We start from the raw sequence: 26,059 nt of genomic DNA on the forward strand, positions 1-26,059 counted from the left end.
TTCACATGGTGAACTGGGTGGCGTGGGGGCCGTGCCATTCGGCGAGGAGGACGGTGGCGTCGTCCTGGAGATGGCTTCCGTGGTAGTGCAGGATGTTGTGGATCAGGCGGCGGAGGGTCTCGGAGACCGGGAGGCCGTCGGAGTGGTGGCGCATGATGAAGTCGACGAAACGGTCCAGGCCGAATTCGTGGCCCTTGGGGTCGCGGGCCTCGGTGATGCCGTCGGTGTAGAACAGCACGCGGTCGCCGGGTTCCAGTTGTTCGCGGCACAGGGTGACGGGGAGGCCCAGGTCGAGGCCCATCGGGTGGGCGGGTGGGCACTGCAGGCGGGTGGTCCAGCGGCCGCCGCGGATCACCACCGGGGGGTGGTGGCCGCGGTTGACCCAGGTCAGTGAGCCGGTGGTGATGTCGAGGTCGGCCAGGATCGCGGTGACGAAGCGGGTGGCCCTGCCGAACTCCTCGATCAGGGTCCGTTCGATCGCCTTGCTGGTCTCGACCAGGTCGGCGCCCTGGCGGCGGTTGTTGCGGCACGCGGCGATCGCCAGGGAGGCGGTCAGGCCGGCGGAGGCGTCGTGGCCCATCGCGTCGAAGATCGCGAGGTTGGCGCGCTGGTCGGTGACGGAGTAGTCGAAGGCGTCTCCGCCGATCTCGTAAGCCGGTTCGAGCGCCGCGCCGATCGCCAGGTGTTCGCCGGTGAAGGTCAGCGGTGGCATGAGGTTCCACTGCATCTCCGCGGCCACGTGCATCGGCCGGGTGCGCACGAGCTTCGCATAGGTGTCGCTGTGGGAACGTTTGCTGACCAGCAGAAGCGCCACAAGCGACGCCAGGGCCCGCATGTCCTCCTGCGTCACCTCGCCGGCGTCCCAGGCCATGACGAGCAGTACCCCGAGCCGTTCGGTGCCGTCGAGCATCGGCACCCACCAGTGGTGCGGCCCGCCGTCGGTGCCCGGCCGGTCCAGTATGCGTGTCTCCTGGTACGCCCGCCCCGCCAGCGTCGTATCGATGCGCATCTCGTGCGGATGCCGGGCCTCGTCCTCGTCGGCGTGCTCCGGCGCGGCCAGGAGGCGGAGCACGTCCTGCTGGAGGTCGACGAGGTACACCCGCGCGTCGTGGAAGCCGACTTCGGCCGCGTGCTTGCAGACCAGCGACGGCACCTGCTCCAGTACCACGACGTGACTGGCTTCGAGCAGCCCGGACAGCATCCGCGCCGTGCCGACGCCTACCGCGCCCCCGTCCGGATGTCCCCGCCCGCTTCCGTCGATCAAGCCTCTCACCGCCAAGAGACTCGCCACGCTCCTGAGCTACCGCTCAGCCCATCACTAACCCGTACCCGGTGCCGCCTGGCGAACACTCAGGTCACAAAGATCTTTTGGTGGCGACAGATGTGACGATCGTGGTCAGCGGGGTAGCGCGTCAGTATGTGCAAAAGAGCGGTCGCGGCGACGGTGGCCGTGGGCGTGACGCTGGCGGTCGCCGGGTGCGCCTCAGGTCAGGACGCCGGCGTGCTGGGGACGGTTGATCGGTTCTACGCGGCGGTGCGCAGCGGTGACGGGGGCGGGGCGTGCGCGTTACTGACGCCGGACACCGCTGAGGCGCTGGCCTCGGAGGAGGAAGGCTGCGCGGCGGCCGTCGTCAAGGCCCGGTTGCCGGCGGGAGCGGTGCTCGGGACGCAGGTGTGGGGCTCGGAGGCGCAGGTGCGGCTGTCCGGGGACACGGTCTTCCTGCACCGGTTCCCCAAGGGGTGGCTGATCCGGGCCGCCGGGTGCACGCCGCGCGGAGAGAAGCCGTATCGATGCGAAGTGGAGAGCTAGACATGCGGAGGTCGTCCACAGCAGGGAGTGAGCGCGGGACCCACGACGTGGGCAGCCGGGTGTTGTTCACGATCACGGTGGTGGTCATCGTGATCGGGTTGGCGTATTTCCTGGTCGTCGGACTGCTGGGGCGTTGACGCGAGGCGCGGCGGCAACCGAAGGGACGACCGAGATGAAACGCTTTCTGAGGGACAACGCGCTCAGCCTCTTCTTCCTGGTGATCTTCGTGCTGGCTCTGGCCGGGCAGTCGTTCGCGGGCAACGCCGATTACAACGCCCGGCAGGTGGCCGCCGGTGGCGCGCCGATCTCGTGGCCCGCGTACGTGACCTCCTCGGACTTCGCCGTCGATGTGGCCGAGAACTGGCAGTCCGAGTACCTGCAGTTCCTGTTGTTCATCATGGTGACGGTGTGGCTCGTGCAGCGTGGGTCGCCCGAGTCGAAGAAACCGGGAGAAGAGGGCACGGGCGACGACGCGCAGCAGAAGGTCGGCGCGCACGCGCGACCGGACAGCCCGTCCTGGGCCAAGGGCACGGGGCTGCGCCCCGCCCTGTACGGCGCATCCCTCGGCATGGTGATGGGACTCTTCTTCGTGTCGTCCTGGGTGGCGCAGTGGGTGGCGGGAAGGGCCGCCTACAACGCCGAGCAGCTCTCACAGCTCCAGGACCCCGTCTCCGCGCTGGAGTACCTCGGGTCACCCGACTTCTGGAACCGCACCCTGCAGAACTGGCAGTCGGAGTTCCTCGCGGTGTTGTCGATGGTGGTGCTGTCCGTCTACCTGCGCCAGCGCGGCTCACCGGAGTCCAAACCGGTGGGCACCCCGCACGGCGTCACCAGCGAGGAGAACTGACCCGGCGAAGTGCGGGTTCACCTCCCGCTCCGCCCGGCCCCGGCGTGCCGCGCGCCCGGGCGAGGGTTGACGCCTCCAGAGGCTCATGACCACAATGTGGCGTGGTAATCCGTTGGGCGAGGTAGGCCGGTACCCTGCACGCCTGACTTTTTCTCATCAGCCATCGACGTGGTCGGCGCACGCATCCCTGGAAGGATCATTTGCGTTTGTCCACGTCCCTTTCGGTCTCGTGCGATCGCGTCGCCCAGCCATGATCTGGTCGTCCTTCCGGGTCCTGCTGCTGGTCATCTTCGGGTCCGTGGTCGTGGCCGTCTCGGCGTCCCCGGCTGAGGCGCACGGGCAGCTCGCGCTCTCGGTACCGGCCAAGGAGAGCACGGTCAGGGAGCCGCTCGAGGCGGTCCTGTTGTACTTCACCGAGAAGCCGCTGTCAGAGGCGTACTTCACCGTCACCGCGCCGAGCGGCGCCCGGGTCGACCGTCCGTGGTCGCACGGTGCGACGAAACGGCTGGACGAGCCGGTCCGGGAGTACTTCCTCGTCGACGGCGTGTGGGAGCCGCGCCTGTACCACGAGGGCTTCGAGGTGCGCGTTCCCGTGGCGCACTGGCCGGAGAAGGGCGTCTACGTCGCCCGCTACTGGACCGTCGCCTCCGACGGGGACACGGTGCGCGGAGAGATCAAGTTCACCTACGCCGGCCGGACCACCAAAGCCCCCAAGGGCTGGACGAGCCCCGCCGACGATCCCGATCCCGCTCTGCTGGCCGCGTCCGGCGAGCACGGTGACACCGGTGAGACCGGCGACGTGGAATCCGCCGGACCGCGGGCCGACGCGACGCAGGGCGGCGCGCCGTCCCCGGGGTGCACACCGAGGACCATGCCGGAGACCGGTTGCGGTCACGCGTCTCAGGCCGCGGAGAGCCCCGCGGCGGCGACGGACACGACCGGGCAGCCGCCGGCGTCCGCGGGTACGGACGTGCTGGTGTGGGCGGTCCCCCTGCTGCTCGTCGCCGGAACGGCTGTCATGGTGGCGAGGGCCGCCCGCTCCCGGCCGGCCGGCGGCCCACCGCCCCGTCCGGGACCGCGCTCCTCGCCTCCTGCTCCGCCACGCCGCGCACCTCGCGGCGGACGCCGCTGACGTCCAGAACCCCGACACCCGTCCCCAGGAGTTCCACGGTGAGATTCCCCGCTGCCCGTTTCCTCGCCACCGCGCTGCTCGGTGTGGCCCTGCTCGGCTGCGGCGGTCCGGGCGCCGGCGCGGCCGCGGCCCCGACCACCGTGAAGGACATCACGGTGACCATCAAAGCCCGGACGGTGACCCCGCCCCCCTCGCGGATCGACGTCACGAAGGGCCAGAGGGTGCGGATCACCGTGACGAGCGACGTGGCGGACCAGGCGCACGTGCACGGCTACGACAAGGCCGCGGTCCTGCGTCCGGGTGTCCCTGGGACGATCGAGTTCGTGGCCGGCCAGAGCGGCCTGTTCGAGGTGGAGACCCACGAACAGGAACTGCAGCTCTTCCAGCTCCTGGTGCGCTAGGCCTGCTTTCCGCACCAGCCCGAATGTCCCTGGTAAGGAGCTATATGTCATCCGGCGCGGTGAGTGATCGGTGGAGGGCGTCGAGGGCGATGTGCGGAAAATGGAGCTAGGGGTGCTCGCGCTGGCCCACGGCGTCGGAGGCCGCCAGGACCTGCCGATCCCCTTCTCCGCCGCGATGACCGGCGCCGTCCTGGCCCTGCTGATGTCGTTCGCCGCGCTCGGCGTGTTGTGGACCGAACCGCGGCTCGCCGGCGCCCTCGCCTACACCCGGCCGGTGGCCGTCCGGGTGCAGGGTCTGGTGAGCGCCCCGGCGTGGCGGTGGTCGTGGCGGCTGGCCGGGCTTCTCGCCACGGCCTACTTCTGCGTCGGGCTGTTCTTCGGGCCGGACCGGGCCGACAATCCGACGGCGGGGGTGTTCTACGTCCTGTTCTGGGTGGGCCTGATCCCGCTGTCGCTGCTGTTCGGCCCGGTATGGCGCGCGGTGAACCCGTTGCGCACGGTGCACCTGCTGGCCTGTGCCGCGCTGCGCCGTGACCCCCGGCGCGGGGTGCGGCCGCTGCCGGAAGGGCTGGGGTACTGGCCGGCCGCCGCAGGCCTGTTCGCGTTCACCTGGCTGGAACTGGTCGCCCCCGGACGCGCCACCCTGCCGGTCATCGGTGCCTGGCTCGCGCTGTACACCGTGGCCATGCTGGCGGGCGCGGTGGTCTTCGGCTCCGGATGGTTCGACAAGGGCGACACCTTCGAGGCGTACAGCGGCCTCATGGGCAGGCTCGCCCCGGTGGGCCGCAACCCGGACGGCACCCTCACCCGGCGCAACCCGCTGCACGGCATGGCGGGCCTGGAACCCGCGCCGGGCCTGGTGGTTCTGGTGATCGTTCTCCTGGGGTCCACCATGTACGACAGCGTCTCCAACGCGCCGTTCTGGGTGCGGTTCGTGCAGGACAGCGCCGTGCCCGCGCCGGTGCTCGGCACGGCCGGCCTGGTCGCCGTCATCGGCGCGGTGCTCGCGGCGTACGTGGCGGCGACCGCGCTGGCCGGGCGATGGGGCGGAGCAGCGCCGGGGAGCACGGCGGGTGAGCTGGCGCACTCGATCGTGCCGATCGCCGTGGGCTACCTGGTGGCCCACTACTTCACGCTGCTGCTCCTGGAGGGCCAGCGGACCATCGCCCTGCTGTCGGACCCCCTGGTCACCGGGGCCGACTGGCTCGGCACGGCCGGGTGGACCGTCGGCGCCGCCGGCACGAGCCCGGCCGGGATCGCCATGCTCCAGGTGACGGTCATCGTCGTCGGCCACGTCATGGGCACCGTGCTGGCCCACGACCGCGCCCTGACCCTCTTCCCCCGGCGCACCGCCGTCCTCGGCCAGGTCCCTCTGCTGGCCCTGATGGTGCTCTACACGGTGACCGGCCTGATGCTCCTGTTCGCGGCCTAGGCAGAGGGCGTTGCCATAGGGGGGAGCACCGGCGACGCCGACGGGATCTTCGTGTACGTCCACCCCACGGAGACGACGACGCGGGACGACCTCACCGTCGGTCTGCTCGGCCGCGCGAAACGCGCCGGCGACCGGCACGCCCTGGAGGTCGTGCACGTGAGGAACGCCGGACAGCGAGCGGCCCGGCTACTGACAGTCCCGCATCTGGAGGAACTCGTTCTTGACCCGGGCGACCTCGCTGGCGATGAGACCGCAGCAGTCGCCGTCGATGTCCTCCTCGTGCAGGCCTTCGGTCAGGGGTGCCGGGTGCCGTTCCTCGGCGAAGCTCATGAGGTCCGTGCTCCTGATCTCGGTGTGGCCGTCGACGACGATGGTGGCGTCGGAGGTGATCAGGTCGAGATGGATGTCGGACCAGTACTCCACCACGTCGAGACGCTGCCCGTGCATGCCGAGGCCCAGATGCACGCCGGGGTGGCGCTCGTTGATGTGGGAGTTCAGCGGGATGAAGCCGGTGGTGCCGACGTTGGTGCCGAAACCGAGCTCGCCGATCCGGTCGGCGTTGTCGAGCTTCAGGCAGCGCTCGAGCAGGCGGGTCACGAGCGGGTCGGCGCACGCGACATCGGTGACCCGGCCGTTCCTGATGCCGACCGTGACCGGGTGGGCGGCCAGCCGGGCGTCGTAGCTGGTGTAGGAGGTCACGTTGAAGGCGCCGTCGGCGACGAGGACGCCGTTGATGTCCGCCGGGTACGTGCTGACCTCACCCGGCGGCAGCACGAGGAAGGCGCCTTCCCGCCACACGCCGCGGTTGCTGAGCCAGCGGTAGCGCCGGGAGTCGACGGTGACCTCCAGGTCCGTGCCGCTGCTGGAGGTGATGCGCAGGTGCGACGCGGGCATCATCCGGTTCAGCAGCGCCCCGTTCAGCGCGGAGAGCAGCGTGGGGGTGACGCTCATCGAGTGGCGGAAGAACTCCGCCGACGCGTTGATGATCCGGTACGTCGCCCAGCGGTCCTCGGCGTAGGGGGCCAGCGCTCGCCGGAGCTGGAGCACGTGCGACATCGAGTTGAGCTCCATCGTCAGCAACACGATGCGCGGATGCGGGGACGCGGGGTCGGGGAGCGCCGCGCGCAGCCGCGGCTCCACGGTGTCGTCGTGGACCGCGTTCATGCCGAGCAGCGCCGGCTCGATGCCGCGGACGGCCAGCTCGGCGGCGACCCACGCGGCGGGCTCCCTGGCGTCCGCCGTGTACAGGAGGAACACCTGGTCGTCAGGCCGTATCTGGAGGTACTCGTCGAGCAGGTTGGACACGCCGTCCCACACGGCGTCATCGGGGATCATGGCTGCGGTCGTCATCGTCATCGCCTCTGGAGTTCACCGAACGCCGACAGGTGTCCGGGTGCCGTCGTCGGACGGCGGCACCCGGAGTGGAATCGAACGCCTGCGGTCAGGCGATGCCCCAGACCCTCTCGTCCGGGGCGTCGATGTCGTCGCTGACGACGTCGACACGGATGCCGTCGGTCGTGGTCAGGTTCTCCACGCTCATCTGCTCCAGCGCCGCACGCAGCGCCTCGTCGCGTGTCATGTCACACCTTCTCTCTTGTCGGACTACCTTCACGGGACATCAGAGGACTTTCTTTCCGGCGGGCCACTGCCGCACCCGGTAGGGCAACCACCAGGCCGTGCCGCCGAGGAGATGAACGAGCCTCATCGTGGTGAGATCGCGCAGGATCGGCGGGGGGATCGCCGAGGCGGGGCACCCTTCCAGCAGGTGGTCGATCGCCGCACGGTGCACGGGACCGTCGACGGTGACCTTGCGGAGGATCTCGGAACGCCGGTCGCGTACCTGGAGGAACCCCGGTCCGCGGCGGTAGACGCACTTGAAGAAGTGATAGCTGTCCCGCCATTCGCGGCGGACGTCCTCGGCGCCGACGACCTCGGCGGGCGGGTAGAGATGGCTCAGCGGCCGCCACCGCTCGGCACCCAGGCGTAGCCGCCAGTCGACGGCGATTCCATGCCCGGTCAGCTCCCGCACCAGCACGAGAGTGCGCACGGCCGCCGCCTGACCGCCCGCGATCTCCAGATCCACGGTGTCGCTCAGCGCGACCCGGCGCACGCCGCTCTCGAAGAACACGCGGCTCTCGTCCGCGGCGGGACCGGACACCACGGCCGTCCCCGCGAACATGCCGGGCCGGTCGAGCTCCTCGTAGTCGCGCCACAACGTCACCGTGACCGGCGTCATCGCGGCTCACCCGCCAGCGCCGGTGCCGCCTGGTCGCCGGCGTGCCGGTTCACCCGCCGCAGCTTCTGGTTGGCGGGACTGACCGCGGTCAGCACGACCTGCCCGCCGTCGGCGAAGATCAACCCCAGCTCGCGCCAGCGCCGGAGCAGCTCCGCGACGTCGCCTTCGGTCACGCCGAGCTTCCCGGCCAGCGCGGCCGGCCGGTGCGGCCGGTCGAGCAGGCGCATGGCGGCCATCTCCACCGGGTCGTCCACCCGCAACGTCGTCCAGTCGAAGGCCGGTCGCCGGCTCACCAGCGCGAGGTGGTCGCCGAGGTCGCACAGCGTCAGCCGGCTGTCCGGGTACGCCGACTCCCACTCCGCCGCCGCGGCGGCGAGCCGGTCCGCGACCGCCGCGTCGATCCCGCGTGGCGGCGCCTCGAACAGGTAGCCGAGGTCGAACAGCTCGTGCTCGGGGAGGTCGTAGATCAGCGAGTACTGAGAATGCGGCCGCAGCTCCGCGAACCCCAGCTCCGGCCGGTCGAAGTACGGGCTGAACCGCTCGATCGCCAGCCTGCCCACCATGCCGGGCGGGGGAAGGTGATGCAGCGCGGGAAACTGCTCGACGACGGACGTGTAGTCGTCGGCGGTCTCCCCGGGAAAGCCGAACAGGTAATTCCACTCCACCCAGATGCCGGCCGATTCGGAGTCGCGCATCATGCGGACGTTCTGGCAGCCGGTGACGCCCTTCTCCATGATGCTCAGGACGCGACTGCTGAGGCTTTCGATCCCCGCCTGGACCCGCACGACCCCCGCGTCGGCGAGAGCCTGGACCTGACTGCGCCGCAGGTTGGCTTTGACCTCGTAGAACATGCGGAAGTCGTAGTCCGCCGCGGTGAGAGCGGGCAACACCGACGTCAGGTAGTTCATGTCCAGGATGTTGTCGACCATGAACACGTCGAGGACCTGGTGACGCTCCGCCAGACCGATCAGCTCGTCAAGGAACCGTTGCGGACTCTTGCTGCGGAACTCCATGAACGACCCGTTGAGGCCGCAGAACGTGCAGTGATGCTTTTCCCCCCACCAGCAGCCGCGTGAACTTTCCAGCACCAGCCGCGGATCCCCCCACATCCGCGCGGCCGAGGAGGCGTACCGCTGGAAATAGTCGTCGAAGTCCGGGGCGACGATCTCGCCCGGCGCCAGCGGCCGGGCACTCATGGCGTTGGCGACCGAGGCTCCCGTGCCGTCCCGCCAGACCAGTCCAGGTATCGCCCCGAAATCGCCGCCCCCGGCCAGAGTGTCGACGAACCGCGGGAAGGCGACCTCACCTTCCCCCCGCAGCACGAAATCCACGAACGGAAAGAGCCGGTGCAACGCGGCCCCCTGCGCCCCGTCACAACTGGCCCCGCCGAATATCGTGACGATCTCCGGCCGCAGCCGCTTGACCTGCCTGGCCGCCGACAACGCCGCGACGTTCTGCTGGAAGGTGGACGTGAACCCCACCACATCAGGCGCCGAATCGGCGATCCGTCCCGCGAGTTCCCCGACGAACGCCGGCGCCAGCTCGTGCAGACGGTGACACAACGCCATCTGCTGATCGGTCTTCCCCCCGCTCATCCGCTCGTCGAACTGCCGCCGCCGCCAGGACGGGTCATCGTAAAGAGCGGAGGAGAAGACCCAGTCGCCGTTCCCCTCGGTGAAGGACTGCTGGGCGAAGAAGTCGTAGTCCTCCACCCCCAGATCGACATGCTCCTGGACCCAGTCGACGTAATCGATGTTGGCGTACACCACCTCGACCTCGGCCCCGGGAATCCGCTCCTTCACCGCACGCTTGAGAATGCCCAGCGCCAACGAGGGAACATCGGTGGATCCCCACGGCATGTTGACGAGAAGTATCCGCATCCCGCTCCCCTCAGTGGCGAAACCACGACGGCGGCGACCCCTCATACTCCTCGGGGGCCCGGGACCCGACAAGCTACGGCCAGGTGAGTGTTTCGCTACGCTCAGGTGATGCGGTGAGACACTGATCCGGCCGCTCCGGGGGTCAGCGCCTCGCGGCGGGGCGGGCGGCGAGTACGGCGGCGCAGGTCGCGAGGGTCAGGCACGTGGCGATCACCCCCAGGATGAGCGGCCACGGCACCACGAGGGGGACGTCGGTGTTCATGGCCGTGGCGAAGGCGCGTCGCATGCCCAGCAGGGCGGGCAACGCCACCACGAGGCCCATGCCGGTGCCGAGGAGCACCACGAACATCGACTCGGCGGCCACGGTGCCGAGCACCTGCCGGGGTGTCGCGCCGGACTGGCGCAGCACCGCGAGGTCGCGGACGCGGCCGGCCGCCGACATCACCATCGTGTTCACGATCGCCACGCCCGCGTAGGCCGTGGACACCACGACGAGGAGTACGGTGGCGATCCACACCAGACGGTCCTCCTCGGCGTCCGCCTCCGCCGAGTAGGTGGGGACGTCCACCACGCGCGCTCCCGGGCCGGGCGGCGTGGGGGTGCCCGCGACGTAGGCCTCCTCGGCGAGGGCCACCGGGTCGTGTCTCCTGAGCAGTTCCCGGGAGAGCAGCACGTCGGCGTCCGCCTCGCGGACCACGCCGGCCACCGTCGGCGACGCCGAGGTGCCGTCCTCGAACGACACCTCCAGCGTCGAGCCAGGGCGCAGCCCGCGTTCCTCGGCCAGCCACTCCGCCACGAGCACCCGGTCGTCGCTCCGGAGCGCGTCGAGCGAGCCGGACACCACCTGGACGTCACCCGCCCGCTCCAGCAGTTCCGGGGTGGCGCCGATGGCGCTCAGGGGGTCGCCGTCCGGCTGGAACACGGCGGTGAACAGGGACGACTGCGCGCCCGCCGCGGACGCCGCCGCGTCCGTCAGGCCCGGGGTGCCGTCCGGCACGATCACCGTGTCCGCCCGGATCGTGGTGGCGCGCACCTGTGCGAACCCCGCGGCGGTCGTCTGCACCATCCCGGTGATCAGGACCGCGCACCCCACCGTGATCAGCACCGGCGTGGCGGTGGCCGCGGTACGGCGGACCGCGGTCAGCGCGTTCTCACGGACGAGCATCCCGGTCGCGCCGCGGCCCCGGGCGAACGGCCACGACACCAGCCGTGCCACCGGCGGCACGACCGCGGGCGACAGCAGCGCCAGTCCCGCGATCACCCCCATCGCCGCGAGCAGGCCCGACGTCACGAACGCGTCGGAACCGTCCGAGAGGCCCGCGTCGGCCGCGGCCGCCAGGCCCAGCGCGCAGCACGCCGCCCCGGTGATCCACCGCACGCGCGGCATCGGACGGTCGTCCACCTCGGCCTCGCGCAGCGCCTCCAGCGGGCGCACCCGCGCGGCCCGCCGGGACGCCCACCACACCCCTGCCGGCGTGCCGATCACCCCCACCGCGAACGAGCCCGCGAGCGGCAGCGGGGACAACCGCACCGCGAAGCCCGGCGGCTCGAACCCGGCCGTGACGAGCACGTCCCCGAGTACGGGACCGAGCAACGCGCCGGCCGCCACCCCGCCCGCCGTCGCGGTGACACCGACCACCAGCGCCTCGGCGTACACCATGCGCCACACCTGGCGCGGCGTCGCCCCCACCGCGCGCAGCAGGCCGAACTCGCGGCGCCGCTGCGCCACCCCCACCGCGAACGTCGAGCTCACCACCAGGATCGCCACGAACGCGGACAACACGGCCATGGCGGTGAGCACCTGCATGCCGATCCAGCGGGTCCGTTCGTGCTCCCGCGTCTCCAGGACGCTGCGCCCGTCCCCGGTGCGCACCACGCCGGTGGCGCCGGCCGCCGTCCCCGCGGCCGCCGCGACCGCCGCGACGTCCGCCCCCGGCTCGGTGACCAGGCCGATCGCCCGCACCCCCGCCGAGACACGGGCCGCCTCCGCGTCGTTCAGGTACACCCCCGGCCCGTTCACCGTGCCGGACACCGTGTACGTCACCGGCCCGTGCACGGTCAGCACGGACACCCGCGCCCCCGGCGCGAGCCCGAGCGACCGGTCCAGCGCCGCCTCGCCCTCCCGCGGCGCGGCACCCGCCGTCAGCGTGTACGGCGCCAGCATCGCCGCCGACCACGCGTACCCCCGGTCAGCCGCCACCGGCCTGCCCCCGATGACCGGCTGCGCGTAGAACGTGCGATCCGGTATGGCGTGCGCCACCCCCGGGATCGCGTCCAGCCGTTCCCGCAGTGACGTGACCGCCTCAGGCGACCACGGCCGGTCGGGGGCGAAGCTGCCGTCGCCACGCTCGATCACCGGCACCGAGACGAACACGGGCGTCCCCGCCAGCCGCTCGGGCACCTCCGCCCCGGCCGAGGCCAGAGCGAGGACGCTCATCGACACCATCGCCATGCCGAGGAACAGCACGACGAACCCCCCGGCGAACGAGGGCCACCGCTCACGCAACGTCGCGAAGGTCAGCACGGCGCGGCCTCCAGTACGGCCATCCGCGCGGCGACGGACTCGGCGGTGACGGTGCCGGTGTACTCGTCCACCACGCACCCGTCGGCGAGGAACAGCACCCGGTCGGCGTAGGAGGCCGTCACCGGGTCGTGCGTCACCATGATCATCGTCTGTCCGTGGTCGTCGACCAGCCCGCGCAGCATGCCGAGGATCTGGCGCGACACCTTGGTGTCGAGCTGGCCGGTCGGCTCGTCGGCGAACACCACGGCGGGCCTGCTGATCAGCGCACGCGCGATCGCGACACGCTGCTGTTCGCCGCCGGACAGGCCGCTCGGCCGGTGGCCCGCCCGGTCCGCGAGGCCGACCTCCGCCAGCGCCGCCCGGACCAGGCCGGACGGGGCCGCGCGGCCCGCCAGGCGCAGCGGCAGCGCCACGTTCTGCTCGGCGGTGAGCGCGGACACCAGGTTGAACGCCTGGAAGACGAACCCCATCCGCTCGCGGCGCAACACGGTCAGGTCGTTCTCGCTCAGCGAGCCGAGGTCGGTGCCGTCGATGACGACGGTGCCGCCGGTCGGCCGGTCCAGTCCCGCCGCGCAGTGCAGCAGGGTGGACTTGCCGGACCCCGACGGCCCCATGACCGCCGTCAGTGTGCCCGCGTGGAAGCTCGCCGTCACCCCGTCGAGGGCCTTCACCGTGCGGGCGGCCGTGCCGTACAGCCGGCGCACCGCTTCGAGCCGCACGGTCTCCTTGTGATCTCCCGGGTGTGCGCGGTCTCCGCCGCCGGTGGATTCTGCCGGGTGCCCGCGGTCTCGGCCGCCTGGGGGGTCTGTCGGGTGCATAGGGTCCAGCGAAGCCGCCCGTGCCGGGCCGGCGCACTGGCGCTGGGACGAGGGCCCAGGGTAGACCCAGCACTACCGCGCCGGCGCACCCCGACGGGCTAACGTCGGGGAGTGCTCGCGCGTACCGCCTTGGCGGCGATGACCCGCAGGCCGTCGGCGTTCCTCCGCTCGTCGTGGCCCTGGCGTTCCCTGGCCTACCTGCTGTGCAGCGCCGTCCACGCGGTGACCGCGTGCGTGACGATCTACGCGGCCTACGCCTACGGCGTCGGGCTCGCGCTCGTGGGGGCACTGCTCGCCCTGGCCGTGCTCACTCTGCCTGCGGCGGCGTTCGAGCGGTGGCGGCTGCGGCTGGTGGACCGCGCCCCCGCGGGCGACCCGCACGTGAAGCCGCCGCGGCCGGGCCCTCGGGCCTGGCTCGCCACCCGCCTGCGCGAGCAGGCGACCTGGCGGGAGCTGGGGTTCACGGTCGTCGCGGTGTCCGTGATGTGGTGGATGGACGTGGGGCTGGTCTCGTCGGCGCTCTGGCTCCCGCTGCTGCTGATGTCGGGCCCGTTCCAGCCGAGCATGACGCCGGTGGAGGGCCTGCCGTTGTTCGCCGCGGGCCTGCTGCTGATCCCGCTCTTCGCCTACATGCTGGCCGCGTGGGCGGGCACCCGGGCGATGATCACGCGAGCCGTCCTGGCACCGGGCGACGCGGAGATCATCCGCTCCCGCGCACGCCTGGTCGACGCGTTCGAGGCCGAACGCCGCCGCATCGAACGCGACCTGCACGACGGCGCCCAGCAGCGGCTGGTCTCCCTCAGCATGAAGCTCGGCCTGGCCCGGCTCGACCTGCCGCCCGGTTCGCCCGCCGAGGCGCAGATCGCCGAAGCGCACGAGGAGGCCAAACGTGCCCTGGCCGACCTGCGCGAACTGATCCGGGGCGTCCACCCCCAGGTACTCACCGACCGGGGCCTGGGCGCCGCCGTGCACGACGTGGCAGGCCGGTCTCCCGTCCCCGTCGACGTCGATCTCTCGCTGCCCGGCCGGTTACCGTCACCCATCGAGGTGACCGCCTACTACGTCGTATCGGAGGCGATGGCGAACATCGCCAAGCACAGCCACGCGCGGCACGCTTTCGTGCACGCCCGGCTCCACGACGGCGCGCTGACGCTGGAGATCGGCGACGACGGCGTGGGAGGCGCCGACCCGGCAGCCGGTTCCGGCCTGGCCGGCCTGGCCGACCGAGTCGCCGTCGTGGACGGCGAGATGACCCTGTCCAGCCCCCTTGGCGGCCCGACATCGCTGCGTGTGGAGATCCCGTGCCCCATCTCCGGATAGCCCTGGCCGAGGACGGCGTTCTGCTCCGCGAGGGCCTCGCCGGCCTCCTGGACCGTTTCGGCCACGAGGTCGTCGCCTCGGTGTCCGACGGCGAAGCCCTGATCGCCGCCGTGGCCGAACACACCCCCGACATCGTCGTCGCCGACGTACGCATGCCCCCCGCCTTCACCGACGAGGGCCTGCGCGCCGCCCTGACCCTGCGCGCCTCCCACCCGAAGCTGGCCGTCCTGGTACTCAGCCAGTACGTCGAGCAGACCTACGCCGCCGAACTACTCGACTCGAACGGCGGCACCGGCATCGGCTACCTGCTGAAGGACCGGATCGGCGACGTACAGGAATTCGTCGACGCCGTGGAACGAGTCGCCGCCGGCCACACGGTCGTGGACCCAGAGGTCGTACGCCAGCTCCTCAGCCGCCGCCGCGAACCACTGTCCCGCCTGACCCCCCGCGAACGAGAGGTCCTGAGCCTGGTGGCGGAAGGCCGCTCCAACGCCGCCATCGCCCGCGCCCTGTTCGTCACCGAAGCCGCCGTAGCCAAACACATCGCCGGCATCCTCACCAAACTGGACCTCCCCCCCGCCGGCGACGACCACCGCCGCGTCCTCGCCGTCCTCACCTACCTCCGCGGCCACCCGCACGCACCCGGACGCTGACCTGAGAGCCCATCTCCCGGAACCCGAGCCCCCGGGCGACCCGCCGCGACACGTCCCCCCGCGCCCTCCACTGCGGCAACACGGGCCAGACTCGCCCACAGGTGGCGTGCCCGATCGAGACTCCACGACATTCGCCGATGATCCCAGTGAGCCGGCATGGGAGAAACTTCTATATAGAAGCCCATCACATCAATTGTGGATGTGGTGGAGTTAACCGTTATGAGGCAGCGCTGGCGCGGGCCGAGCCGTCGTACGGTCGGCATGATCTCCGTGATCGCGGCCGGGGTGGTGGCCGCGGCGGGGGTGGTGGCGGGAGCATCCGGAGCGCGCGACGTGGCCGCCTATGTGCCGATGGCCGGTGTGCTGCTCCTGGCAGCCGCGGTGCTCGCGGGGACCGGCCTCGGCCTGTCGTCGCGGCGTGGCCCGCGCTCCGGTCGTGCGACGCTGCATGTCCTGTCGTGGTGGTGGGTCCTCGCCGGGGTGGTCATCGTCGTGGTCTCCATGTGGAGTGCCACGGCGGTCCTGCTGTTCCTGGCGGACGGCGCCCCGGACGCCACCAGGCGGGCCGAGCTGCGGCTGGACGCTGTGAAGACCGGTCTGACCGTCGGCGCCGGTGCCGCGGGGCTGGTGGCGCTCTTACTGGGTGTGCGCCGGCAATGGCTCGGCGAGCGCGCACAGGCGTACCAGGAGTTCGACGCCGACGAGAAACGGGTGACCGAGCTTTACACCAAGGCGACCGACCAGCTCGGACACGACAAAGCCGCCGTACGCTTGGCGGGTCTGTACGCCCTGGAGCGTGTCGCCCAGAGCAATCCGGAACATCGCCAGACGGTCGTCGACGTGATCTGCGCCTACCTCCGCATGCCTCCCGTCCTGACCTCGCCCGCGCCGGAGCAACCGGGAAAGGGGGCAGACCACCTGGTGAACCCCGAGGAAGAGATCCGGGTGTTCGTCGACCCGCAGGAGCTCCAGGTCCGCACCACCGCTCAGCGGATTCTCCGGAACCATCTCCGCTGGAGCAGGTCCGAACGCCTGCCTCCCCTTCTGTTCTGGCCGGACATCGATCTGGAGCTTTCCGGCGCATGGCTGGTGAAATTCGATCTCAGCGATTGCCGGATGCGCGCGGCGGGTTTCGGTGGGGCCACGTTCGAGGGGTTCGCCCGTTTCGACCGGGCCACGTTCGAGGGGCGAACCGTTTTCAGCGGAGCGGTCTTCACCGGCAGGGCTTCCTGGGGGGAGGCCAACTACAAGGCGTGCTTCGCGGAGGCGCTCTTCACGCAGGACGCGATGTTCCGGGAGACCGTGCTCGCCCTCCGGGCGGATTTCCGGGGCGCCGTTTTCACAGAGATGGCGCTCTTCAGCCGGACCCATTTCAAGGAACGGGCTGTCTTCCGCGCGGCGGCCTTCACAAAGGAAGCGGTCTTCGACGGAGCCGCCTTCATGGGCGAGACAGGCTTCCGGCAGGCGCTGTTCACGAGCGGGGTCTCGTTCCGGGGGACCAGCTTCGCGAGCCATCCGGAGTTTCACGAGGCGAGGGTGCGCCCGGCTTCCGGCGTACGGCGGTCCTGGCCCGACGGGTGGCGCGAGGCGGCCCCTTCTGACGACTCGGACTTTCTCGAACTCGCACAGGAAGGTCCTCTTACTGGCGGACCTCCGGAAGAGGAGACGGCTCGCCGGCAAGAAGCTGTTTGAAGTTCGTCCGGCGGGGCGTCCGGTCATCGCGAGGTCTCCGGGGTGGGTGGGCAGCAATCGCCGGTGCAGCCGGAGGGGTCGGTGGTGGATGTGGGGAGGGAGGTGGTGGGGCGAGGGCAGCAGGTGTTGCCGTGCCAGGCTTCGTGGCCTTCCTTGAGGGCTATGGCGGCGATCATCAGGGCGGCGAGGGGGTCGGCCCAGGACCAGCCGAGCAGGGTGTTCAGGGCCAGGCCGGTCAGGAGTATGGCTGACAGGTAGGTGCACAGCAGGGTTTGTTTGGAGTCGGCCACGGCTGAGGTGGAGCCTAGTTCTTGGCCGGCGCGTCGCTGGGCTGTGGACAACAGGGGCATGACGGCCAGGGAGAGGGCGGCCAGGATCAGGCCGGGGGTGGAGTGCTGGGCCTCGCCGGTGCCGAGCAGTGCTCGTACGGCGTCGAAGGTCACGTAGGCGGCCAGGGCGTAGAAGGAGATCGCGATGACGCGGAGCGCGGTTCTCTCACGGCGCTCGTGGTCGGTGGCGGAGAACTGCCAGGCCACCGCGGCGGCTGAGGCCACCTCGACCACGGAGTCCAGGCCGAAGCCGATCAGTGCGGCGGACGAGGCGATGGTGCCGGCGGTGATGGCGACGGCCGCTTCGATCACGTTGTAGGTGATGGTCGCCGCGACCAGTAACCGGATGCGGCGCCGCAGCACCGCCCTTCGCTCCAGGGAAAGGTTCAGGACGGTCACGTCAGCGCCTGCCCTTCGATGTGGTCGAGAAGCTCGTCGTCGTGCGGCTCGGGGGTGTGGCGCAGCGTCACGGTGTGGCCGGCGGCGGCCAGGAGTTGCTCGGCCGAGGCCAGCAGGTCCATCAGCTCGGGCCGGGTCAGGGAGTAGAACGACTGCCGGCCCTCCGCGCGGTAGCCGACCAGGCCGCAGTCGCGCAGGCAGGCCAGGTGCTTGGACACCGTGGACTGGGCCAGCCCGAGTTCGCCGGTCAGGTCCACCACGCGGGCCTCGCCACGGGCCAGGCGCCGCACGATGCGCAGCCGGGTCTCGTCGGCCAAGGAGTGGAACAGCGCCGCCGCCGGGGAGACGCCGGCGGCGATGTCCGCGCTGACGCACCGGCCACCGTCAGGATTCATCGCCATATGGCGATGATAGCCCCGCCTTGTTATGACAGCGCAAGCACAGGTTGCCGCGTCACCCCCGCCCTGTACACCTCCCGCCGGGACGTCGACCGCCTGGCCGAAGCCCTGCATGACCTCTGGCGCCTCGCGGCGCGGTTCACGCCGGGTAGGCGTGGGTCTCGGTCGCCTTGATCGACGCCCACACCCGCCGGCCGGGGGTCAGGTCGAGGTCGGCGACGGCGGCGGGGGTGATGTCGGCGAACGCGGTGATCGGGCCGTCGAGGTGGACGCGGACGTTGTCGCCGTGGCGTTCGATGCCGTCGACGCGGGCCTGCCAGAGGTTTCGCGGGCTGCCGTCCGGCCGGGTGCGGTACAGGGCGACCGCGGTGGGGGAGAAGGCGACGAACGCCGGGCCGCGCAGGTGCTCGGACGTGCTGAGCGCGAGCTCGCCGACCTTGACGTGCTGCCCGTCGGCCACGCCCCGGTACAGGTTGAGGCCGACCAGGCGGGCGACGTAGTCGGTACGCGGGCGGCGGGCCACCTCACCCGGCGCGCCTTCCTGCACGACGGCGCCGTTCTCGATGACGATCAGCCGGTCGGCCAGCACCATCGCGTCCAGCGGGTCGTGGGTGACCAGGACCGTGGCGCCGTCGAAGTCACCCAGGTGGCGGCGCAACCGGGAGCGGATCTCCAGCCGGGTGTGGGCGTCGAGGGCGGCCAGCGGCTCGTCGAGCAGGAGCACGCGGGGCTGGACGGCCAGCGCCCTGGCCAGCGCCACCCGTTGCGCCTGGCCGCCGGACAACCGCCGGGGCTTGGCGGCGGCATGGCCGGCCAGGCCGACCCGCTCCAGCAGTGCCGCGGCGGCGCGGCGGGCCTCGGCCTTGGGGACACCCTGGCAGCGCGGGCCGAAGGCGATGTTGTCCAGCGCGGACAGGTGCGGGAAGAGCAGGTAGTCCTGGAAGACCATGCCGATCGGGCGCCGCTCGGCGGCCAGGGTGTGCAACGGCTGCCCGTCCAGAGTGATCTGCCCGCCGGTCATGGCCGTCAGCCCGGCCAGGGCACGCAGCGCGGTGGTCTTGCCCGCGCCGTTCGGGCCGAGCAGCGCGACCACCTCGCCAGGGGCCACCTCCAGGGCGATGTCCAGCTCGAAGTGGGGCCGGGTGACCACCAGCCGCGCCCGCAGCGTCATGGCGCGCTCACCCACCGGTCCCGCAGACTGACCAGGATGATCACCGACACCGCCAGCAGGACCAGGCTGAGCACGATGGCCGCCTCCGGCTCGGTCTCCAGCGCCAGGTAGACCGCCAGCGGCATCGTCCGCGTGGTACCGGGGAAGTTGCCCGCGAACGTGATGGTGGCGCCGAACTCGCCCAGTGCCCGCGCCCAGCACAACACCGCCCCGGCCACCACACCCGGCATGATCAGGGGCAGGGTGACACGGCGGAAGACGGTCCAGCGCGAGGCCCCGAGCGTCGCGGCGGCCTCCTCGAAACGCTGGTCGGCGCCGCGCAGCGCACCCTCGACGCTGATCACCAGGAACGGCATCGCCACGAAGGCCTCGGCGACGATCACGCCGGCCGTGGTGAAGGGCAGCGTGATCCCGAAGGTCGTGTCCAGCCACTGCCCGGCCAGTCCGCGCCGCCCGAGCACCAGCAGCAGCGCCACACCGCCGACCACCGGGGGCAGCACCAGCGGCACGGTCACCAGGGCCCGCACCAGGCGCCGTCCCGGGAAGTCCACCCGTGCGAGCAACCAGGCCAGCGGTACCCCGAGCAGCAGGCATGCCGCGGTGGCGACGGTCGCGCACACCAGTGACAGCCGTAGCGCTTCCAGCACCTGCGGCTCGGCCAGCCGCTCCAGCAGCGTCGCCCAAGGGGCGCGGACCAGCAGCCCGGCCAGCGGCAGCACCAGGAACACGAGCCCGAGCAGCGCGGGAAGCACCAGCATCCACGGCAGGCGGCCGGACGGCGCCGAGCGGCCGGCGAACCCGCTGGGCGGGCTCACCGGTCCGGTGCGATCAGGGGTGACCATACGGGCTCAGGGTGTCTCGAAGCCGGCCTTGGCCAGCACGTCCTTGCCCCGCTGCGACAGCACGAGGTCGGCGAACCGCCGGGCGAGGTCACCCGCGGGGGCCTTGGTGAGGGTCGCGATCGGGTAGTCGTTGATCGCCGTGTCGGCCTCGGGGAACTCGATGCCCTGGACCTTGCCCGCCGAGGCCGTCACGTCGGTCCTGTAGACCAGGGCGGCGTCCACCTCGCCGAGTTCGACCTTGGTGAGGGTGGCCTTGACGTCCTGCTCAAGGGTGACCGGGGTGACCTTCAGCCCGGCGGCGTCCAGCGCCTTGACCGCGGCGGCCCCGCACGGCACCTGCTCGGCGCACAGCGCCACCTTGACCTTGGGGTCGGCGAGGTCCTTGAGCTCGTCCACCCCGGCCGGGTTGCCGGCCGGGACGGCGATCTGCAGCTTGTTGCGCGCGAACGTGGCCGGTGCGCCCGCCAGGGAGGCGTCGGTGACCGTCTTCATGGTGGCCGGGCTGGCGGCGGCGAACACGTCGGCGGGCGCGCCCTGGGTGATCTGCTGGGCGAGCGTGGCGCTGGACCCGAAGTTGAACCTCACCGTGGTGCCCGGGTGCGCGGCCTCGAAGACCTTCCCGAGCTCGGTGAACGTACCGGTCAGCGACGCGGCGGCGAACACCGTCACCTCCGTGGCGGGAGCCGAGGCGGCCGGGGCACCGGAACCGCATCCCGACAGCCCCAGTGTGAGCGCGACGGGCAGGGCGGCCACCCACCGGGAGGAACGACGGAACACCAAGGGAGACTCCTCACTGGCTACCGGCCACACGTTCGTGGCCGGGGATCTCCACGACGACGTTGGTGGACTTGATCACAGCGACCGCGACCACCCCCACCGCCAGGCCCAGCTCGTCGGCGGCCTGACGGCTCATCAGGGACACCACCCGGAACGGTCCCGCGGCGATCTCCACCTGTGCCATCACCGCGTCCCTGATCACCTCGGTCACGATCCCGCGAAAGCGATTACGCGCCGAGGAACGGCCACCGTCGGACGTTTCGACCTGAGCACGGGCGAAAGCCGCCAGGTCGGCGCCGTTCACCTGCCGGTGCCCGTTCTCGTCCCGCTCCGCGGCCAACCGCCCGGCGTCCACCCACCGGCGGACTGTGTCGGAACTGACCCCGAGCAACGCGGCGGCCTCGCTGATCCGAAACGTCGTCACAAGCCCACCGTACTCCTCGCATATTCAAGCCTGAACCCTCGTCAGGGGTCGCAACAGCGGGAGGAGACGGCCCCGGAGCCCGGCCCGTACTCCACCGGCTTCGGCGGCGGCGGCGTCCGCACCAGCGCCGGGCACCCGGACCACGCCGAGGTCCGCGCCGCCACCCGGATCGAGTGGGACCTCGGAGACGCGGAAGCCACACGTGCCCCCATCCTGGAACTGGCCGACACCGACGACCCCCCGGCCCGGGTCTTCTTCGGCGAGCCGCTCGAGCCGGTCGCGGCCGAGTACGAGGAACGCCTCGCCACCTGGCGGAAGTGGCAGCCACGCGCCCTGGCCGCGTTCCGTTGACCGCGCGCGGTGGCGTGCCAGGGGCTCACGCCGATGCCGGCATCGGGGTCAGGGCTTGAGCACGACCTTCTCGCAGTCGTCCTGTTTGTTCTTACAGATGTCGAAGCCGCGCGGCGCCTGCTCCAGGGGCAGGGTGTGGGTGATGACGCGGGTGGGGTCGAGTTCGCCCCGTTCGACCCGCCGGAGCAGCGGTTCCATGTACCGCTGCACATGGCACTGCCCGGTGCGCAGGGTGAGCGAGCGGTTCATCCACGACCCGGCGGGGAACTTGTCGATCAGCCCGCCGTACACCCCGATGACCGACACGACGCCGCCGCTGCGGCACGACATGATGGCCTGCCGCAGAACTCGTGGCCGAGGACGTCGCCGTCCCGCATGGCCGGCACGTAGCCGTCGAGCAGGTGCAGGTCCGAGCCGCAGACGGCGGTCGAGGTGACCCGCACGATCGCGTCACGGCTGTTGAGGATCGACGGGTCCGGCACCTCGCGGACCTCGACCTTGTTGCGGCCCGCCCAGGTGTTGGCCCTCATGCCTGTGCTCCCTTCGCGAGTTCGCCGGCCGTCAGAGGCTGCGCGGGGCGCTGCGGGAACTCGTGACGGGCGCGTTCGCCCCACGGAGCCTCGTCACCAACCGCACCTCCCCGGTGTTCGGCACGTCGGCCTCCCCGGCCGAGCGCCACGCGAGCCGCTCACCCGGCACCTCGGTGACGATCTCCGCGTCCCATTCGACCGTACGGCCGAACGGCGCACCGGCCGTCCAGTGACTCGTCCGCTCGCCTGTCCGCCGTACCTCGTCGAGGTGGCCCATGAACGCCGGCAGATTCTCAAGGTCGCGCCGGTACGCGTACACCTCCGCCACCGGCTTGCGAACGGTCGTCGTGGCGGTCAGGTCCATCACTCTCCCTTCCGGGGACGACGGCGCGGCGCCTCTCAGTCCCCGAGCTTGGCGATGCGGTCCTTGAACAGGGTCGTCGCGATGCCCACCTTGTGTGGCTGGCCCTTGAGGAACGCCTGGGCGAACTTCTTGGCCTGTTCGTAGCTCACGCGGCCGGGCATCGGCGGCTCGTCGGGGTCCACGTCGACGTCGACGAGCGCCGGTCCGTCGTGGGTGAGCGCGCCGGCCAGTGCGGGCCGTAGATCACCCGCCTTGGTGACCTTCGCGCCGAAGCCGCCGCAGGCGCGTGCCCAGGAGGAGAAGTCGACGAAGGGCTCGGGGTAGCGGACGCCGTGCTCCGGATAGCCGAGGACCATCTGCTCCCACAGGATCTGGCCGAGCGAGTTGTTGTTGTTGATCACTACCTTGATGGGCAGGCCGTACTGGGCGGCGGTCAGGAACTCGGCCATGAGCATGGCGAACCCCCCGTCGCCGATGTAGGCGATCACCTGCCGGCCGGGGAAGGCGTGCTGCATCGCGATCGCGTAGGGCAGGCCCGGCGCCATGGTGGCGAGGTTGCCGGACAGGTAGAAGCCGCGCTCACCGCGTACCGTCCAGTGCCGGGCCGCCCAGGTGGCGATCGTGCCGCTGTCGCACGTGAGGATGGCGTCATCGTCGGCCATCTCGTCGATGAGCGAGATGGCGTACTGCGGGGCGATGGGGTCGCGGCCGGGGTTGGCGAGAGCGGCCATGTCCGAGCGCCACCCATCCATCTTTTCCTGATATTTCGTGAGATGCGTGGAGTCCGCGCGCCGGGTGAGCAGCGGCAGCAACGCGGCAAGCCCCTCCTTGGCGTCGCCGATCATCGGCACGTCGGTCGGCACCCGCGTCCCGGCCCGGGCGGGGTCGGCCTCGAGCTGCACGAACCGCGTCTTCCCCGGCTCGGGCAGGTGCTTGGTGTACGGGAAGTTGGTGCCCACGAGGAACAGCACGTCGACGTCTTCCACCAGGTCCTCCGACGGCCGGGTGCCCAGCAGCCCGATCCCGCCCGTCGTGTACGGCGAGTCGTCCGGGATGACCGCCTTGCCGGGGAGTGTCTTGATCACCGGCGCCTGGAGCGCCTCGGCGACCGCCAGCACCTCCGCGCGGGCGTGCAGCGCGCCGGCGCCGACGAGCAGCGCGGGCCGCTCCGCGCCGTTGAGCACCTCGGCCGCACGTTCCAGGTCCTGCCGCCGCGGCAGGCCCGGCCCCCGCAGGTACACCGGCGACGTCGCCGGCGGCCGCGCGGGCGCCACGTGCTGCCACGGGTCGGCGTCCGCGTCCGCCACCTGGATGTCATTGGGGATCGTCAGGTGCGCGACCCCGCGCCGCGCGTACGCGGTCCGCACGGCGATGTCCACCAGCGACGGCAGTTGCACCGGATTGGTGATCATCATGTTGTACTCGGTGACGTCCTCGTACAGCCGGTCCAGGTTGACCTCCTGCTGGTAGGAGGTGCCGAGCACCGACGTCTCCTGCATGCCGGTGATCGCCAGCACGGGAGCGTGGTCGAGCTTGGCGTCGTACAGGCCGTTCAGAAGGTGGATGCCGCCGGGCCCCGAGGTGGCCAGGCACACACCGATCCTCCCGGTGGCCTTGGCATGTCCGGTGGCCATGAACGCGGCGGCCTCCTCGTGGTGGACGAGGACGAAGCGCACCTTGTCGCGGTGCCGCCGCAGGCCCTCCATGATCCCGTTGATGCCGTCACCCGGAAGGCCGAAGACCGTGTCGACCCCCCAGTCGGCGAGGCGTTCGATGAGTGATTCCGAAGCGATGCGTCCCATAAGGCTCCCTTGCCCTGCCTCCGGCGCCGCATACAGGAAGACCGCGAGGACGGCACCAGCGACCGCCACCCGTCACCCGGGGCCGATCGCTTCCGGCCCGGTCCCCACGAGCTTGAGGACGAAGCCGCTCGCGGGACGGGCGGGGACGCGCCGCAGCGAGATCGTGAGGTCCTGGCCGGGCACGTCGTAGCGCAGCCCGGCCAGTCGCGGCACCAGGGCCTGGAGCAGGGCGACGGCCAGAGCGTCGCCGGGGCATCGATGTCCCGTGGCCGGATCACCCCCGCCCTGCGGGATGAGGTCGAACATGCCGGCGCGGTGTTCCGCGAAGCGGTGGGGGGCGAAGGTGTAGGGGTCCTTCCAGAAGCGTTCGTCATGGTGCTGCCCGTAGATGTCGAGGAGCACCATGGAGCCGGCCGGGATCGGTTCCCCCTCGTAGGAGAGATCCTTGACCGCCCGGCCGCCGACGAACGGCGCGAAGGGGTAGAACCGGCGGACCTCCTGGGCGAACATCTCGGCGAAGGCGCCCGTGTCGCCGGACAACGGCCCGCGGTGGTGCGGCCATCGGTGCAGCGCGTGCGCCGCGAAGGCGAGCCACCAGCACACGGCCACGGTGGGGCGCAGCACGTTGAGCAGTTCCACCGCGGCGACCCGGGCGTCGAGGGGACGGCCGCCGGCGTCCTGGTGATGAGCGACGGCGGTCACCGCGGACCCCGCCGCGACCGGCGCCACGCCTCGGCGGGCGTCCTGGACGAGGCCGGTCAGCCATGCCTCGCGCCGCGCCCGCGCCGCCCGGGCCCGCCAGTGTCTCGGGCCGAACGTCGCGAAACCGTCCACCATGGCGACCAGGTCCCGTGCGAGGGCGGGCACGTCGGCTGTCGCCAGAGGGACTCCGGACCAGGAGCAGACGCCCTGTGCGAGCACTTCGGCCGTCTCGTCGAACAGCACGACCGGCCGGCCTCCGGCCCACGACTTCACCCTGTCGTCCCACGCCGCCGTGGTGTGCTCCACCAGGCGCGCCACGCCGTCGCCGTCCAGCAGTGACATGAAGAGCGCCTTGCGGACGCGGTGCGCCTCGCCGTCCAGCGTGTGCACCGCCTCGTGACCGGTCAACGTGCTCTTGACCGGCCCGGGCAGCGCGGTGTGCCGGTGCACGTGGGCCTCGTCATAGAAGAAACGCGCCGCGTCCGGCCCGCGCAGGGCCACCGCCCGCCGCCCCGCCAGCCGGGTACGGACGACTTCTCCCGAGGCGCGGCGCCGGAGAGCCGGAAGCCAGGCATAGCCTTCGAGCAGCGCGAATACCGTCTGATCCATGGCATGCATACGGTGGTGCTGCCCGTCGCCCCCATCGTGAAACAGCGCCCACGGGCATGGCGGGGGCGGTGTCGCGGGTGGACCGCCGCCGGGAGAACGGCCAGAGCACCGTCCCGGCCGCCGATCGGGGAAAAAATCACTTGGAGTGACATGCCGCAGCGTGCGGACCCTCTGGCCTCCTCTTCTCGGTAGGCGTCCCGTTTGAGAAGCGCTTCTCCCGGTAGTCGCCTCGGTCCGGAAACAAGACGACTTCGAGGGGCCCGTCGACATCGGCAACCCGACGGAGATGTCGATGCTCGAACTGGCCGAGACGATTCGCCGCCTGGCGGGTTCCCGGTCGCCCATCCACCACATCAGCCGTCCCGTGGTCGACCCCACCGTCCGCCGCCCCGACACGTCCCTGGCCGCGCGCAGACTGGGGTGGCGTCCCCGGGTGGACGCCACCACCGGACTTCGCCGCACCATCGAATGGTTCGCCGACCGGCTGGAACGCGACCGCGCCACCGCCCAGACGGCCCCGATGAGCCCGCGGGGGACGTTCAACCCGGACGCCACCGCCCCTCGCTCAGACGTTTTGTGAAGTAACGATGGGTAGGGGCCGATTGTGAACAGGCCG

At 71.3% G+C, this 26,059-nt stretch carries 29 protein-coding genes; 11 read left to right on the forward strand and 18 right to left on the reverse strand.

Features of this window, described 5'->3' with window-relative positions; genetic code table 11:
• Position 1: 1 nt before the first annotated feature.
• Positions 2-1,264 (reverse strand): GAF domain-containing SpoIIE family protein phosphatase, encoded by a 1,263-nt coding sequence (locus ABGB17_RS21105; protein ID WP_347632096.1) that lies wholly within the window; start codon positions 1,262-1,264, stop codon positions 2-4.
• 153 nt (positions 1,265-1,417) lie between these two features.
• Here ABGB17_RS21105 and ABGB17_RS21110 point away from each other — a divergent pair, with 153 nt between their 5' ends.
• The 6 genes from ABGB17_RS21110 to ABGB17_RS21135 all read left to right on the forward strand — a co-directional run bounded on the left by ABGB17_RS21110 (position 1,418) and on the right by ABGB17_RS21135 (position 5,622).
• A complete protein-coding gene (locus ABGB17_RS21110; RefSeq protein ID WP_347632098.1) occupies positions 1,418-1,810 on the forward strand; it encodes a hypothetical protein in 393 nt (130 codons plus the stop codon).
• 2 nt (positions 1,811-1,812) lie between these two features.
• Complete coding sequence (locus ABGB17_RS21115; protein WP_347632101.1) at positions 1,813-1,947, forward strand: hypothetical protein; 135 nt, start codon at positions 1,813-1,815, stop codon at positions 1,945-1,947.
• Between the two features lie 35 nt (positions 1,948-1,982).
• A complete protein-coding gene (locus ABGB17_RS21120; protein ID WP_347632103.1) occupies positions 1,983-2,657 on the forward strand; it encodes a DUF6766 family protein in 675 nt (224 codons plus the stop codon).
• 250 nt (positions 2,658-2,907) lie between these two features.
• Positions 2,908-3,789: a copper resistance protein CopC gene (locus ABGB17_RS21125; protein ID WP_347632105.1), complete on the forward strand. Its 882-nt coding sequence runs from the start codon at positions 2,908-2,910 to the stop codon at positions 3,787-3,789.
• A gap of 38 nt (positions 3,790-3,827) precedes the next feature.
• Positions 3,828-4,190, forward strand: a complete 363-nt coding sequence (locus ABGB17_RS21130) for a hypothetical protein (RefSeq protein ID WP_347632107.1) — start codon at positions 3,828-3,830, stop codon at positions 4,188-4,190.
• A gap of 100 nt (positions 4,191-4,290) precedes the next feature.
• Positions 4,291-5,622 carry a hypothetical protein gene (locus ABGB17_RS21135; protein ID WP_347632109.1) on the forward strand — a complete coding sequence of 444 codons (1,332 nt, stop codon included), beginning with the start codon at positions 4,291-4,293 and terminating at the stop codon, positions 5,620-5,622.
• 186 nt (positions 5,623-5,808) lie between these two features.
• Here ABGB17_RS21135 and ABGB17_RS21140 read toward each other — a convergent pair whose 3' ends face one another.
• The 6 genes from ABGB17_RS21140 to ABGB17_RS21165 all read right to left on the reverse strand — a co-directional run bounded on the left by ABGB17_RS21140 (position 5,809) and on the right by ABGB17_RS21165 (position 12,981).
• On the reverse strand, positions 5,809-6,972 hold the full coding sequence (locus ABGB17_RS21140; RefSeq protein ID WP_347632111.1) for a hypothetical protein: 1,164 nt from the start codon (positions 6,970-6,972) through the stop codon (positions 5,809-5,811).
• A 91-nt stretch (positions 6,973-7,063) separates the two neighbouring features.
• Entirely contained in the window at positions 7,064-7,201 is a 138-nt protein-coding gene (locus ABGB17_RS21145; protein WP_347632113.1) for a hypothetical protein, read from the reverse strand.
• A 39-nt stretch (positions 7,202-7,240) separates the two neighbouring features.
• A complete protein-coding gene (locus tag ABGB17_RS21150; RefSeq protein ID WP_347632115.1) occupies positions 7,241-7,858 on the reverse strand; it encodes a DUF5825 family protein in 618 nt (205 codons plus the stop codon).
• The gene (locus ABGB17_RS21155; protein ID WP_347632117.1) at positions 7,855-9,738 is read right to left on the reverse strand and encodes a RiPP maturation radical SAM C-methyltransferase; all 1,884 of its coding nucleotides are present in this window, start codon (positions 9,736-9,738) and stop codon (positions 7,855-7,857) included. The genes ABGB17_RS21150 and ABGB17_RS21155 overlap by 4 nt, the downstream gene beginning before the upstream one ends.
• Positions 9,739-9,880: 142 nt before the next feature.
• The gene (locus tag ABGB17_RS21160; protein ID WP_347632119.1) at positions 9,881-12,262 is read right to left on the reverse strand and encodes an ABC transporter permease; all 2,382 of its coding nucleotides are present in this window, start codon (positions 12,260-12,262) and stop codon (positions 9,881-9,883) included.
• The gene (locus ABGB17_RS21165; RefSeq protein ID WP_347632121.1) at positions 12,256-12,981 is read right to left on the reverse strand and encodes an ABC transporter ATP-binding protein; all 726 of its coding nucleotides are present in this window, start codon (positions 12,979-12,981) and stop codon (positions 12,256-12,258) included. Before ABGB17_RS21165 ends, ABGB17_RS21160 begins: the two co-directional genes overlap by 7 nt.
• Before the next feature lie 210 nt (positions 12,982-13,191).
• Here ABGB17_RS21165 and ABGB17_RS21170 point away from each other — a divergent pair, with 210 nt between their 5' ends.
• The 3 genes from ABGB17_RS21170 (at position 13,192) to ABGB17_RS21180 (ending at position 16,745) form a co-directional block, all read left to right on the forward strand.
• Positions 13,192-14,400 (forward strand): sensor domain-containing protein, encoded by a 1,209-nt coding sequence (locus ABGB17_RS21170; protein WP_347632124.1) that lies wholly within the window; start codon positions 13,192-13,194, stop codon positions 14,398-14,400.
• Positions 14,382-15,053: a response regulator transcription factor gene (locus ABGB17_RS21175; RefSeq protein WP_347632126.1), complete on the forward strand. Its 672-nt coding sequence runs from the start codon at positions 14,382-14,384 to the stop codon at positions 15,051-15,053. The genes ABGB17_RS21170 and ABGB17_RS21175 overlap by 19 nt, the downstream gene beginning before the upstream one ends.
• 261 nt (positions 15,054-15,314) lie before the next feature.
• Positions 15,315-16,745 (forward strand): pentapeptide repeat-containing protein, encoded by a 1,431-nt coding sequence (locus ABGB17_RS21180; protein WP_347632128.1) that lies wholly within the window; start codon positions 15,315-15,317, stop codon positions 16,743-16,745.
• Positions 16,746-16,768: 23 nt separating this feature from the next.
• Here the strand turns inward: ABGB17_RS21180 and ABGB17_RS21185 are convergent, their stop codons facing one another.
• The 6 genes from ABGB17_RS21185 to ABGB17_RS21210 all read right to left on the reverse strand — a co-directional run bounded on the left by ABGB17_RS21185 (position 16,769) and on the right by ABGB17_RS21210 (position 21,085).
• Positions 16,769-17,473, reverse strand: coding sequence for a cation transporter (locus ABGB17_RS21185; RefSeq protein WP_347632130.1), 705 nt, complete (start codon positions 17,471-17,473; stop codon positions 16,769-16,771).
• On the reverse strand, positions 17,470-17,874 hold the full coding sequence (locus tag ABGB17_RS21190) for a metalloregulator ArsR/SmtB family transcription factor (protein ID WP_347632132.1): 405 nt from the start codon (positions 17,872-17,874) through the stop codon (positions 17,470-17,472). Before ABGB17_RS21190 ends, ABGB17_RS21185 begins: the two co-directional genes overlap by 4 nt.
• A 136-nt stretch (positions 17,875-18,010) precedes the next feature.
• A complete protein-coding gene (locus tag ABGB17_RS21195; protein ID WP_347632134.1) occupies positions 18,011-19,042 on the reverse strand; it encodes an ABC transporter ATP-binding protein in 1,032 nt (343 codons plus the stop codon).
• The gene (locus tag ABGB17_RS21200; protein WP_347632256.1) at positions 19,039-19,800 is read right to left on the reverse strand and encodes an ABC transporter permease; all 762 of its coding nucleotides are present in this window, start codon (positions 19,798-19,800) and stop codon (positions 19,039-19,041) included. Before ABGB17_RS21200 ends, ABGB17_RS21195 begins: the two co-directional genes overlap by 4 nt.
• A 90-nt stretch (positions 19,801-19,890) precedes the next feature.
• On the reverse strand, positions 19,891-20,664 hold the full coding sequence (gene modA, locus ABGB17_RS21205; RefSeq protein ID WP_347632136.1) for a molybdate ABC transporter substrate-binding protein: 774 nt from the start codon (positions 20,662-20,664) through the stop codon (positions 19,891-19,893).
• Between the two features lie 10 nt (positions 20,665-20,674).
• The gene (locus ABGB17_RS21210; protein WP_347632138.1) at positions 20,675-21,085 is read right to left on the reverse strand and encodes a TOBE domain-containing protein; all 411 of its coding nucleotides are present in this window, start codon (positions 21,083-21,085) and stop codon (positions 20,675-20,677) included.
• Here ABGB17_RS21210 and ABGB17_RS21215 point away from each other — a divergent pair.
• Complete coding sequence (locus tag ABGB17_RS21215) at positions 20,972-21,436, forward strand: hypothetical protein (RefSeq protein WP_347632264.1); 465 nt, start codon at positions 20,972-20,974, stop codon at positions 21,434-21,436. The genes ABGB17_RS21210 and ABGB17_RS21215 overlap by 114 nt on opposite strands.
• A gap of 48 nt (positions 21,437-21,484) precedes the next feature.
• Here ABGB17_RS21215 and ABGB17_RS21220 read toward each other — a convergent pair whose 3' ends face one another.
• From ABGB17_RS21220 to ABGB17_RS21240, 5 genes are all read right to left on the reverse strand, one after another.
• Positions 21,485-21,742, reverse strand: a complete 258-nt coding sequence (locus ABGB17_RS21220) for a hypothetical protein (RefSeq protein ID WP_347632140.1) — start codon at positions 21,740-21,742, stop codon at positions 21,485-21,487.
• Entirely contained in the window at positions 21,712-21,966 is a 255-nt protein-coding gene (locus ABGB17_RS21225) for an alcohol dehydrogenase catalytic domain-containing protein (protein WP_347632142.1), read from the reverse strand. The genes ABGB17_RS21220 and ABGB17_RS21225 overlap by 31 nt, the downstream gene beginning before the upstream one ends.
• Positions 21,967-21,997: 31 nt before the next feature.
• Positions 21,998-22,330, reverse strand: coding sequence for an SRPBCC family protein (locus tag ABGB17_RS21230; RefSeq protein ID WP_347632144.1), 333 nt, complete (start codon positions 22,328-22,330; stop codon positions 21,998-22,000).
• Between the two features lie 35 nt (positions 22,331-22,365).
• The gene (locus tag ABGB17_RS21235; protein WP_347632146.1) at positions 22,366-24,132 is read right to left on the reverse strand and encodes a thiamine pyrophosphate-dependent enzyme; all 1,767 of its coding nucleotides are present in this window, start codon (positions 24,130-24,132) and stop codon (positions 22,366-22,368) included.
• Positions 24,133-24,204: 72 nt separating this feature from the next.
• Complete coding sequence (locus ABGB17_RS21240; protein ID WP_347632148.1) at positions 24,205-25,443, reverse strand: cytochrome P450; 1,239 nt, start codon at positions 25,441-25,443, stop codon at positions 24,205-24,207.
• 292 nt (positions 25,444-25,735) lie between these two features.
• Here ABGB17_RS21240 and ABGB17_RS21245 point away from each other — a divergent pair, with 292 nt between their 5' ends.
• The gene (locus tag ABGB17_RS21245; protein ID WP_347632150.1) at positions 25,736-26,023 is read left to right on the forward strand and encodes a hypothetical protein; all 288 of its coding nucleotides are present in this window, start codon (positions 25,736-25,738) and stop codon (positions 26,021-26,023) included.
• Positions 26,024-26,059: the final 36 nt, after the last annotated feature.

The sequence above is a fragment of the Sphaerisporangium sp. B11E5 genome (genome assembly GCF_039871875.1).
GTDB lineage: Bacteria > Actinomycetota > Actinomycetes > Streptosporangiales > Streptosporangiaceae > Sphaerisporangium.

Coding starts and splice junctions, on each gene's coding strand:
- ABGB17_RS21110 (WP_347632098.1), top strand. CDS start 1,418: ATGTGCAAAAGAGCGGTCGCGGCGACGGTGGCCGTGGGCGTGACGCTG.
- ABGB17_RS21140 (WP_347632111.1), bottom strand. CDS start 6,972: ATGACGACCGCAGCCATGATCCCCGATGACGCCGTGTGGGACGGCGTG.
- ABGB17_RS21240 (WP_347632148.1), bottom strand. CDS start 25,443: ATGGATCAGACGGTATTCGCGCTGCTCGAAGGCTATGCCTGGCTTCCG.
- ABGB17_RS21235 (WP_347632146.1), bottom strand. CDS start 24,132: ATGGGACGCATCGCTTCGGAATCACTCATCGAACGCCTCGCCGACTGG.
- ABGB17_RS21230 (WP_347632144.1), bottom strand. CDS start 22,330: ATGGACCTGACCGCCACGACGACCGTTCGCAAGCCGGTGGCGGAGGTG.
- ABGB17_RS21180 (WP_347632128.1), top strand. CDS start 15,315: ATGATCTCCGTGATCGCGGCCGGGGTGGTGGCCGCGGCGGGGGTGGTG.
- ABGB17_RS21120 (WP_347632103.1), top strand. CDS start 1,983: ATGAAACGCTTTCTGAGGGACAACGCGCTCAGCCTCTTCTTCCTGGTG.
- ABGB17_RS21115 (WP_347632101.1), top strand. CDS start 1,813: ATGCGGAGGTCGTCCACAGCAGGGAGTGAGCGCGGGACCCACGACGTG.
- ABGB17_RS21245 (WP_347632150.1), top strand. CDS start 25,736: ATGCTCGAACTGGCCGAGACGATTCGCCGCCTGGCGGGTTCCCGGTCG.
- ABGB17_RS21200 (WP_347632256.1), bottom strand. CDS start 19,800: ATGCTGGTGCTTCCCGCGCTGCTCGGGCTCGTGTTCCTGGTGCTGCCG.
- ABGB17_RS21225 (WP_347632142.1), bottom strand. CDS start 21,966: ATGAGGGCCAACACCTGGGCGGGCCGCAACAAGGTCGAGGTCCGCGAG.
- ABGB17_RS21155 (WP_347632117.1), bottom strand. CDS start 9,738: ATGCGGATACTTCTCGTCAACATGCCGTGGGGATCCACCGATGTTCCC.
- ABGB17_RS21135 (WP_347632109.1), top strand. CDS start 4,291: ATGGAGCTAGGGGTGCTCGCGCTGGCCCACGGCGTCGGAGGCCGCCAG.
- ABGB17_RS21145 (WP_347632113.1), bottom strand. CDS start 7,201: ATGACACGCGACGAGGCGCTGCGTGCGGCGCTGGAGCAGATGAGCGTG.
- ABGB17_RS21125 (WP_347632105.1), top strand. CDS start 2,908: ATGATCTGGTCGTCCTTCCGGGTCCTGCTGCTGGTCATCTTCGGGTCC.
- ABGB17_RS21190 (WP_347632132.1), bottom strand. CDS start 17,874: ATGGCGATGAATCCTGACGGTGGCCGGTGCGTCAGCGCGGACATCGCC.
- ABGB17_RS21195 (WP_347632134.1), bottom strand. CDS start 19,042: ATGACGCTGCGGGCGCGGCTGGTGGTCACCCGGCCCCACTTCGAGCTG.
- ABGB17_RS21150 (WP_347632115.1), bottom strand. CDS start 7,858: ATGACGCCGGTCACGGTGACGTTGTGGCGCGACTACGAGGAGCTCGAC.